Origin of the sequence: uncultured Ruminobacter sp. (genome assembly GCA_902764345.1) — a bacterium.
Classification (GTDB): Bacteria; Pseudomonadota; Gammaproteobacteria; order Enterobacterales; family Succinivibrionaceae; genus Ruminobacter.
This window is the reverse complement of the sequence record CACWVT010000012.1, coordinates 40,791-50,195: the sequence shown is the minus strand read 5'-3', so window position 1 is coordinate 50,195 and position 9,405 is coordinate 40,791. Positions and strand designations below refer to the sequence as shown.

General features: G+C 44.7%; 7 protein-coding genes and 1 tRNA gene. 3 read left to right on the top strand and 5 right to left on the bottom strand.

What is annotated here, in order from left to right:
- The first annotated feature begins 18 nt into the window (after positions 1-18).
- The 3 genes from QZU58_RS03920 to QZU58_RS03910 all read left to right on the top strand — a co-directional run bounded on the left by QZU58_RS03920 (position 19) and on the right by QZU58_RS03910 (position 2,353).
- Positions 19-96 (top strand) — tRNA-Asp (locus tag QZU58_RS03920).
- 679 nt (positions 97-775) lie between these two features.
- On the top strand, positions 776-1,705 hold the full coding sequence (locus QZU58_RS03915) for a WYL domain-containing protein (RefSeq protein ID WP_294459957.1): 930 nt from the start codon (positions 776-778) through the stop codon (positions 1,703-1,705).
- A 102-nt stretch (positions 1,706-1,807) separates the two neighbouring features.
- Positions 1,808-2,353 (top strand): phosphatidylglycerophosphatase A, encoded by a 546-nt coding sequence (locus QZU58_RS03910; RefSeq protein WP_294495105.1) that lies wholly within the window; start codon positions 1,808-1,810, stop codon positions 2,351-2,353.
- A gap of 154 nt (positions 2,354-2,507) precedes the next feature.
- On the opposite strand, the gene QZU58_RS03905 is transcribed toward QZU58_RS03910, so the two are convergent.
- From QZU58_RS03905 to QZU58_RS03885, 5 genes are all read right to left on the bottom strand, one after another.
- The gene (locus tag QZU58_RS03905; RefSeq protein WP_294495102.1) at positions 2,508-4,781 is read right to left on the bottom strand and encodes a DEAD/DEAH box helicase; all 2,274 of its coding nucleotides are present in this window, start codon (positions 4,779-4,781) and stop codon (positions 2,508-2,510) included.
- A gap of 83 nt (positions 4,782-4,864) precedes the next feature.
- Positions 4,865-6,220, bottom strand: a complete 1,356-nt coding sequence (locus tag QZU58_RS03900; protein ID WP_294495099.1) for an ATP-binding protein — start codon at positions 6,218-6,220, stop codon at positions 4,865-4,867.
- 190 nt (positions 6,221-6,410) lie between these two features.
- Positions 6,411-6,707: a DNA-binding transcriptional regulator Fis gene (gene fis, locus QZU58_RS03895; protein WP_294459966.1), complete on the bottom strand. Its 297-nt coding sequence runs from the start codon at positions 6,705-6,707 to the stop codon at positions 6,411-6,413.
- A gap of 191 nt (positions 6,708-6,898) precedes the next feature.
- A complete protein-coding gene (gene prmA, locus QZU58_RS03890) occupies positions 6,899-7,774 on the bottom strand; it encodes a 50S ribosomal protein L11 methyltransferase (RefSeq protein ID WP_294459967.1) in 876 nt (291 codons plus the stop codon).
- Positions 7,755-9,182: a hypothetical protein gene (locus tag QZU58_RS03885; RefSeq protein ID WP_294495096.1), complete on the bottom strand. Its 1,428-nt coding sequence runs from the start codon at positions 9,180-9,182 to the stop codon at positions 7,755-7,757. The genes prmA and QZU58_RS03885 overlap by 20 nt, the downstream gene beginning before the upstream one ends.
- Positions 9,183-9,405: the final 223 nt, after the last annotated feature.

The following is a 9,405-nucleotide window of genomic DNA, read 5'->3' as shown; positions in this document are numbered from 1 at the left end:
CAGGCATTTTTTTTATGCGGAGCGGTAGTTCAGCTTGGTTAGAATGCCTGCCTGTCACGCAGGAGGTCGCGGGTTCGAGCCCCGTCCGTTCCGCCACTATTTCATTAACCGACCTTAAGGTCGGTTTTTTCGTTTTTGGGGAAATGAAGTTTTATTTATAAATATTCCTTTTACGGATCATTTCCTCTGCCGTCATAACATAACCTTATTCACGCCGTAATCGGTTCTCATTGCCTCTTCAACGCGTGACCTGATATTTGAGATGTCTTTTGGTTACCTGTCTTTAATTACGCATCTTAAGAGGGTTTTGCCGTATATCCATCCGTTTAAACCGCGAATTATTCGGGGCTATAAAATAATTATATACAAGGGACACCATCATCATTCCTGCCAATAATGTCCTCTTAAAAATTTTTGCCGATCAAACTCAATATAAGATCGTGATAATATATTTTATAAATTTATAAATACGCATAGGGTTCATGATATCTAAGTATAAAATTATTTGATGCTGATATATCATTTATTTGAAGATAGCATGTTTTATAAGCTAATTTATGATTTATTGTGATGGGGTTTAATAACCTTATTTTTGTTTTTAGTCGACACAAAATGTTTTTTTTGTTTGCAAAAGTCTTGCTAAATGATCAATAATAGCAGGAACTATATTTATATTAATAAATTTTATTTTACTAATTATTATTTATTATTTTTAGTTAATTTAAGCTACTTATGTAGCCATTAATTACGCTCAGTGAATATAACGGAAAATACTATGAACACAGTTAATGCTAATGGTAGATCTGCTAGAACTTCCAAGGGGATGGCCGCAGCTCTGAAGAAGCCGGCAATTGCCAAGCCAGGAAACAATAAATGGAATCAGGAACGTAGATTGGAATTCATTGATTACCGTTTATGCTGGAGTGGACACATAAACAGATCTGACCTGGTTGAATTCTTCGGTATCTCAATTCCTCAGTCTTCTCTGGACCTTGCCAAGTATACTGAAATGGCTCCTCATAATCTTGAGTACGATCGTCATCAAAAGGTTTATGTTAAGACTGCAAAGTACAGACCTTTATATTCAATCTGTAGTGCAACCTCCTATCTTAATGACCTTTACATGAATGCGCAGGGCATTATTCACGATACCAGTAACTACCTCCTTCAGACTCCTAACGTAGCCTGCTTTGTACCGCCAAAGCGCAGTGTGGATTTTGAAATCCTTTCAACCATTGTTTACTGTATTTTAAACAAGTGCTCCCTCCGCATCACTTACCAGTCCATGAGCAGAATCGATCCTGCAAGCAGAGTAATTTCACCTCATGCACTCGGTTTTGACGGTATCAGATGGCATGTTCGCGCATACTGTCATGAAAAGCATGATTTCAGGGACTTTGTTCTTTCCCGTATTCTTTCAGTAGGTAAGATTGATGTTTCAAACATTGATCCTAACGAAGACATGAGATGGAATTTCGTGGTATCTCTTCACATCATTCCAAATCCTAACCTCTCAGAAAGCCAGAGAAAGGCCATTGAGCTCGATTACGGTATGGAAAACGGCGAGGTTGTGTACAAGTGCCGTCAGGCTCTGCTGTTCTATACCTTAAGAACTCTCCGTCTGAGTCCTGATGATAATGAAGCCGATAATAACCAGATTGTGCTTAAGAATAAGAACGAGATATTTGTTCTGCTGAATATGTAATTTCTGATCCGGGTTCACATATTTAGTATGTAAGCTGATATTTATGATACAATGAACCGCACGTTTGTGCGGTTTTGTTTTGTGCATTTTTATGGAGCAGATATGACTGACAATTCTAATCAGCCTTCAGATAAAGAGTATAGGTCTGATCCTGAAAAGCTTAGTTACATAAATCTATCCAATCCTATTCATTTGCTGGGAACTGCTTTCGGGATCAGTTTAAAGACTCCTCGTCCCGGAACGTTTACCTGTCTTGCATCCATTCCGCTCTGCATTGTTTTTATAAGCTTCTGTCCGTGGTATCTGAAGCTTGCCGTGCTGATGTTCATGATACCGGCATCAGTTTACATCTGTACCTCCATGCTTAATCTTATAGGCATGTCAAACAAGCACAGAATCGTGTTTGATGATTTCGTGGGTATGCTGGTGACATGTTTCTGTCTGACTCAGTGGTATTACGTCATCATTGCCTTTTTCACCTTCAGGTTTGTTGACATGCTGAAGCCGTGGCCTATATCCCTGATGTTCAGGCATCTGCCGGCAGGTGTATGCGTTGCCCTGGATGACGTTATAACCGGCATATATTCCATGCTGGTTATCATGTCCTTACAGTATGTGGTATTTATACCGATGATGAGTACACTCTAGCCGTGGTTGTATAGCTCCCGGTTCATGTTGCGGAGCAGATATACGTCACGGGAAAGAATAAAGGACAAAGGTCGTAACGGCTTTTGTCCTTTCTTTATGTTCGTTGTGTTCCTGAATCGAAGTGTGATTTTTCCGGTAACCCGGACGTGGAGAATCACGCCGTAGTCAGATGCTCGAAGGATTGTGACGTGTCACTGCTGATGTTGTAGGCTGCGTTATTTGCAGGGTTAAACGGAGTTTTGGCGGTAAGGGCGGTTTCGAAGAAACTCATTGCCCCGTCTATGTCAAAGTTACGATAGCCGTACTGCAGACACTTCAGATCCTTGCTGAGGTACTTGTCATACTTGTCGTATTCAAGGTTGCTGATTTTAGCCGCAAGCTCCTCCTCACTGAGTCTCGGAGCCTCCAGTATGGTTTTAACCACCTGTTTGTATGTAACGGTTGAGAGTCCCGGGAGCAGAATGTAGCTGCTGATCTTTTTGGCCTGAATCCTGTAGTGCTTGAGGATCTGCACTATGGTGTTCATAATCTTATCTCCTCTCCACGGGAAGATATAAAGTCCGTCCATACCCATGATGTATTTATTGTCTTTAAGCCCCAGTTCCCGGAACAGCTCACGGCCTTCCAGAAAATGTCTGGCTGCCGTTTTGTTGAGATAGGCCGGAATGCCGTTACCGCAGTACAGTTCATACATCTTTTCACGTATGCCGTCATGAATTCTGCTTGGTCTTCCGTCCATTACAATCGGGTTGGCCTTGTCCTTATAAGGCTTGACGGATATCTGGCGTTTTTCACTGTTGAAGAAGATAACCTGCCAGCCCTTACCGGCAAAAAGGAATGAATCCCCGAGACTCAGAGGCTGATTCAGGGGAACGGTGCCTATGTTGGCTCCGTTAAAATCGATGGTATATTCCTCCTGAACCTTAAAGGAACTGTAGAAGCTGAATTTTGAAACTACCTTTTCCCCGGTAAGCCCCAGAATAAGGTCTCCGTCCCGCATCTGCGTGATAAGGTCATTTTCACCGAGGGATTTCAGGATCATGGCAAATATCTTCGGGGTAATCAGTGAGAACGGTCCCGTCTGGCACAGCAGCTTCCACAGGCTGAGAGCCTTGATGCTTCCGGTTTCGGAGATTACACTCAGAATCTGCTGAATCAGAGTGGACATGGCGTATTCGTGTGTTGCCGGCGGTTCATACCAGTTGTTAAGCATGAGTTCCAGCAGGGCGGTTGACAGAAACGTTTCATCCCTCAGTCTGGTTTCAAGAGGGTGAGAGGTATCTGAATAGGGACTCAGTTCGGATATGAAAAGACGCAGTATCGCAGCCCTGTCCCTTCGTCCGGAGCGTCCTATTCTCTGGCGCAGCCCTGCAACCGAAGACGGAGCGTCAACCTGCGCTATAGAAACCACGTCACCTATGTCAATGCCCAGTTCCAGGGTCTGCGTACAGATTGCCGTGGTTGGCAGGTTTGCCGATTTAAGGCGGTTCTCAAGTCTTTCCCTGAGATCCTTAGACAGTGAACTGTGGTGAGGAAAGAATTCTACCGGCAGATTGTTGTCCGTGGATATCCTGTCCATGATCGTTGCCAGATACTCAGTCTTTCCACGGCTGTTTGCAAAAATCAGATTTGTGGTTCCGCGGAGCAGTTTGAAAAGGTCGGCCGCCACGGCATCGTAGCGGAAAGGCCTGCCGGAGGAATCCCGGTCAGAACCGTCGGTCATGCGGTCGTACCCGCGCAGCTGCAGGAGCAGCTTTTTATTACCCGTTCCGCTTTCAACAATGTGCGGTCTGGAGTTCGGAGCGGAACGCAGCCAGCGGCCCGCAGATTCAATGTTGTTGAGGGTGGCGCTCAGTGCTATGCGGGTAATCCGCTTTTTAAGAACCATTTCCAGCCTGTGCATCTGACTCAGCAGCTGATAACCTCTCTCCACGCCGATAAAGGCATGAAACTCATCGATAATGATGTATCTTAAATCCTTAAGATATTTACGGTACCATGTGGAGTAGTTTATCAGAAGGGATTCAAGTGATTCCGGTGTTATAAGCAGAATGCCGGACGGCTCCTGAATGGTTTTGGCCTTAACGTGGGTGTTTATGTCTCCGTGCCACGGAGTTACCTTGATGCCCACAAAATCCCCCATGGCCTCGATTCGTTTAAACTGGTCATTGATGAGGGCCTTCAGCGGGCTGATGTATATGGCGGCTATTCCTGAAGGATTATTGTTGAGAATTGAGGTGCATACCGGCAGAAAAGCGGCTTCCGTTTTACCGCTTGCCGTGGCCGCACTGATGATCACGTCAGATTTGTTTTCAAGAATAAGGGGAATGGACTGTTCCTGTATTTCATTAAGCTGCTTCCACCCCAGATGATGCAGATACCTTATTATGAGGGGATGAAGCATCTCTGAATTTGATTTCTGAGTCATAACGTCAATGCCCTTTGCCGTTTCAATTGTGAGAGGGGAAAGCGTACCTGCCGGAAATGCGGAACGCCTTTCCCTTTATGTTATCAGAGTCTGAAACTTACCAGTTCGTCTTCATCGTCATCGTTACCGGAACCGCTGCCGTCGGTATTGCCGTCTGCGGAGCCAGTACCGTCATCGAAACTCATGAATGAGTCCTCTTCCTCGCGGTTAATGTTAATGTCCTTCAGAAGATCGGCCCATTTGAGCTCCGGATTCTGTTCCAGAATGGACAGCAGATCCACAAATGCCTTTATGGTGTTTCTCGGAGTTTTGAAATATGCTTCGCCGATACGGGAAGAACAGTGGCTCAGGAATTTTGACAAGGCCTCATCCGGTACCAGATAGCTGTCTTCGTTGTAGTAGGCAAAGATGTTGCGGATGTTGTGCAGAAGAACATAGAGCTCTTCCGGAGTCAGATTGTTGAGTCTCATTACCGGACCGCTGAGATCATTGACGCCCGCAGCCTTGGCAAATACGTTGGCGGCAAGTCTTGAATGCAGGGCCTCATAACTGTAAAGCCCCTTGCGAGGATCTTCGAGAAAGTCCACGGTTCCGCCCATGACAAAACCCAGACCTCTCACGTTACCCTGAAGACAGTCATTGATGATGCGCAGAATCTGTTCGTAATTGGCTTCGCGGGAGCGGAGATTGTGGATTTTATAGAGGTTTACCATCTCATCCATAAGAATAAGCAGTCCGCGATATCCGGCAATCTGAACAAATACGCTTAATAGCTTGTAGAAATCATAAACTGAGGAATCATCAATTATGGTTCTGACACCGAGATCCTGACGGGCTTCGATGCGGCTGTGATATTCACCGCGGAGCCATTTGTTGGCACAGTCGATGAGGTAATTGCGTCCTTCATTGAAGCCTTTCCAGTAGGACATGATTACCAGTGTAAAGTCAAAACCGCCAACCATGTCGTTAAGAGGCTTTAAAAGTTTTTTGATGACCTCGGTACATTCCGTGCCGGTTTCCTCGGCTTCCGTTCTGGCCAGGGTTATGAATTTTTCCACAACGGAGTTCAGGGCGTTGCCGTCAGGCTTGGCCCTGGTTGACATGTTTCTGCTTAATTCCTGATAGAGATTGAGAGCCTGACCTTTGGATGACTGAAGACGTCTGTCGGGAGACAGATCGGCGTTCATGGTTACCAGACCTTTTTCATGAGCAATACTGCGTACGAGCTGAAGAAAGAAGCTTTTACCGGCACCAAAGTCGCCGATAACGAGTTTGAATGTGCTGCCTTCGTTTGCAACCAGATCAAGATCATGAATCATTGATTCAATTTCTTTTACTCTGCCTACCTGAATGAACTGCAGGCCGGTACGGGGAGTTACGCCTGAACGTAATGACTGAATAATGGATTCTCTTTCGCGAGGTCTCAGTTTTACTGCCATTTATGTATTGTCCTGTTATATTTCCCAATCGATCATTTCATTATAGCCCAGGCGGTGTATTTCTGCATTAAAAATTAGGCCGGATGGCGGGTTACGCACGGCCTCCGGCTTCTTTTACGTATAAAAGAAGACCCGTTATCGTTTAAACGATAACGGGTCTATCTTATCTGTTAACGGCTTAGCCTGCGTATTAGCTTAAGCTGTACTTCTTGAGCTTCTTGCGAAGGGTACCGCGGTTGATGCCCATCATCTTTGCAGCCTTGGTCTGGTTGCCGTGTACGAACTGCATTACTCTGTCAAGAAGCGGACGTTCAACTTCACTTAACACGATTTCATAAAGGTCAGTGGTATCTGCATTTGCCGGATTGTTAAGGAAGTTGTTTACTGAAGTTAAAACTGATTCATATAAAGGTTTCTGTGGTACAGCCTGAACTTCTTCTGAAGTCATGGTTCTCTGAGGATTCATTTTATTATTGATATTTAACATTTCAAACCTTGCAACGATAATATAAAAATACTGCAGACAAAGAGATTACGCACACATAAGGGTGTATCTGCAGGACTGGTTAAACAATATAAACTGACGAGGGCATATATTATTATTTTTTAAACAAATTTTAAAGTGTAATTTTTGATTACGAACGTAAATTTATAAAAAAAATAACTTGAAATTTAAAATTATTTTTTTCTGCCGGTGATGCGGCACCATTCATCCCTGAATACCGGTTCGTCGAGATCAAACCACTGGCCGTAGATCTCCATCAGTTCCTGACACTGGTTTTCAATAATGCCGCTGATGGCAAACAGTCCGCCCGGGTTCACCATTGATGCTATGGCAGGGGCAAGCTCTCTTAAAGGACCGGCAAGAATGTTGGCTACCAGAAAATCAGCCTTAAGGTTTTCAGGCTGTTCCTGAGGCAGATACAGCTTGAGTCTGTCGCTTACGCCGTTTCTTGAGGCGTTTTCGGTGCTGGCTTCAATTGCCTGAGGATCTATGTCTATGCCGGTGGCGCATGATGCTCCCAGCTTAAGGGCGCTCACTGCCAGGATTCCCGAACCGCAGCCGAAGTCGATGATGTTTTTACCCTTAAGATCCAGACTGTCGAGCCATGACAGGCACAGGAAGGTGGTAGGGTGGGTACCCGTACCGAATGCAAGCCCCGGATCAAGCATGACGTTGACGGCGGAAGGATCCGGAATGTCGCACCAGCTCGGGCAGATCCACAGACGTTCACCGCATTTGATCGGATGGAAGTTATCCATCCATTCACGTACCCAGTCCTTGTCTTCAAGCTGTTCAACCTTGTAGGTAATCTTGTCACCGAAGTGCTCGTAGAAAAAGTCGATAATGCGTCCGGTATCCGTATCGGCATCAAAAAGGCCGATTACGGTGGTATTTGTCCACAGCTTGGTTTCTCCCGGAAGAGGTTCGTATACTGGATTATCGATGGTATCCATATAGGTAACGCTCGCAGCTCCGAAACCGGATAACATACCGGCGATTTTTTCCGCCTTCTTATCGGTAGTTCCCAGTTTAATTTGAATCCATGGCATTTATTTCTTCCTTACAGGTATACAGATTCTTGAATTTGCTTTTTTCAATTGAGTACGGTTCAATCATGTGGTATTCACTGGTAATGTCAGTCAGACTGTGCGTGGCAATGCTTAACATGTTGGAGTATATGTCATTGGTATTGTCACGCATGGTGTATGAGACACACTTGCTGAGACCGTCCGTGTATCTGGTTGCGGAACCGTTGCTGTTAAGCGTGTCCATGTCTATGACATAAAGATCCCGTACCGTAAAAGTAACGGTTGCATCGTGTCTGGTGGCATGAATGATGTTGTCAAAACCGCCCAAAGCCTTGATTATGGTGATTGATTTCAGACTGTAGTCCTGGGTACCGAGATCGGACAGTATGTCAATGATGAGCGGTTTTACGCGGATAATCTGACCCGTCTTCTGGGTATAGCGCTGCTTTTCCTTCAGTACTGCGGTTGAGGTCATGAAGTTGCACAGGAAGATAAACAGGGAGTACAGGATGAATCTCATGTCTCCGAGGTTTATCTGACCGAGATCGAGATTCGGGTTATAGAAAGCCTTGTTTATGGTCTGCGGCTCAAAGGCTATCTGGTAGCCGATGATGTAATAGAAAACGCAGTTGATGAGATAGAGCCCGAAAAGGGAAGGCTGCATCCACAGCAGGCATATGAGAAGCATGCTGATGCTGTAGCCGGTGGTGGAACTTGCCACCGCCAGCAGCGTAAGAATCAGATAATGGAATTTCTTTCGCTTGTTCTGTGCCAGGGTAATCGCCAGGAAAATTCCCGGGAGACCGGTGGTGAAAATTGCCGTTGTGGTGCTGTAGAAACTCTGAGATACGCCGGTATTGACAATAAGGTGTCTGATTTCCAGAATAAAGTTACCGAAACCGAACGTTTCGCAGAACTGGTAGATAATACCGTAAATGAATGAGTAACTGTCGTTATAGATGTGACTCATGTACAGGTTGTTTATGGCTGTCTGAATGTTCTCATACAGCGAAGACGACAGAAAGCACAGCACGCAGCTCAGAATCATCAGGATGATGAAGGTTATCGTTCTGTTGAGTATTTTTGCCGTCAGGGTGATTTTTTTATGGCTGCGCGGGTGCAGGAGTGCCGTGGTCAGAGGTCCGAGAAATGCCGCCACAAGTGACGAGTAGGCATAGTCCGGCTGAAGAAGATGCAGCAGTTTGTATATCAGAAAAAAGGATGAGCACGTGCCGATTACAAGCCATGAACGGTTGCTTGACGGGATGACCAGCGCAAGGCCGAGAGCGAAAAGGCACGGAATTACCGCAGTGAGAAAATGATCGTTTCCGTCAGGCAAAAGAAAGCCGGCACCGGTTAGCTGAGCCACAGTGCAGAAGAGTATCGGCAGAATTATAAAAAGGGAACGATTATTTATTTCAACTTGCATTGATAAAAATCTGAAAAACATGACCTATATCATATATAATACCTAAAAAAGCGAGAATAAACGAAAAATTTGAAGAATTATTTTAGTTATTATATAAATTGGGATGTTGAAATTATATAATATCAATAATATTATCTATTTATATAATAACTTACTTGTGATCCTTGTCGTACATTTTATGTTCAAATAATGTAAAAAGATGCTTTTCTTATATTTTCTGAAA

Excerpts from the sequence above, each read along its gene's own strand:
- QZU58_RS03915 (WP_294459957.1), top strand. The coding sequence starts at position 776 with ATGAACACAGTTAATGCTAATGGTAGATCTGCTAGAACTTCCAAGGGG.
- QZU58_RS03910 (WP_294495105.1), top strand. The coding sequence starts at position 1,808 with ATGACTGACAATTCTAATCAGCCTTCAGATAAAGAGTATAGGTCTGAT.
- QZU58_RS03905 (WP_294495102.1), bottom strand. The coding sequence starts at position 4,781 with ATGACTCAGAAATCAAATTCAGAGATGCTTCATCCCCTCATAATAAGG.
- QZU58_RS03900 (WP_294495099.1), bottom strand. The coding sequence starts at position 6,220 with ATGGCAGTAAAACTGAGACCTCGCGAAAGAGAATCCATTATTCAGTCA.
- fis (WP_294459966.1), bottom strand. The coding sequence starts at position 6,707 with ATGTTAAATATCAATAATAAAATGAATCCTCAGAGAACCATGACTTCA.
- prmA (WP_294459967.1), bottom strand. The coding sequence starts at position 7,774 with ATGCCATGGATTCAAATTAAACTGGGAACTACCGATAAGAAGGCGGAA.
- QZU58_RS03885 (WP_294495096.1), bottom strand. The coding sequence starts at position 9,182 with ATGCAAGTTGAAATAAATAATCGTTCCCTTTTTATAATTCTGCCGATA.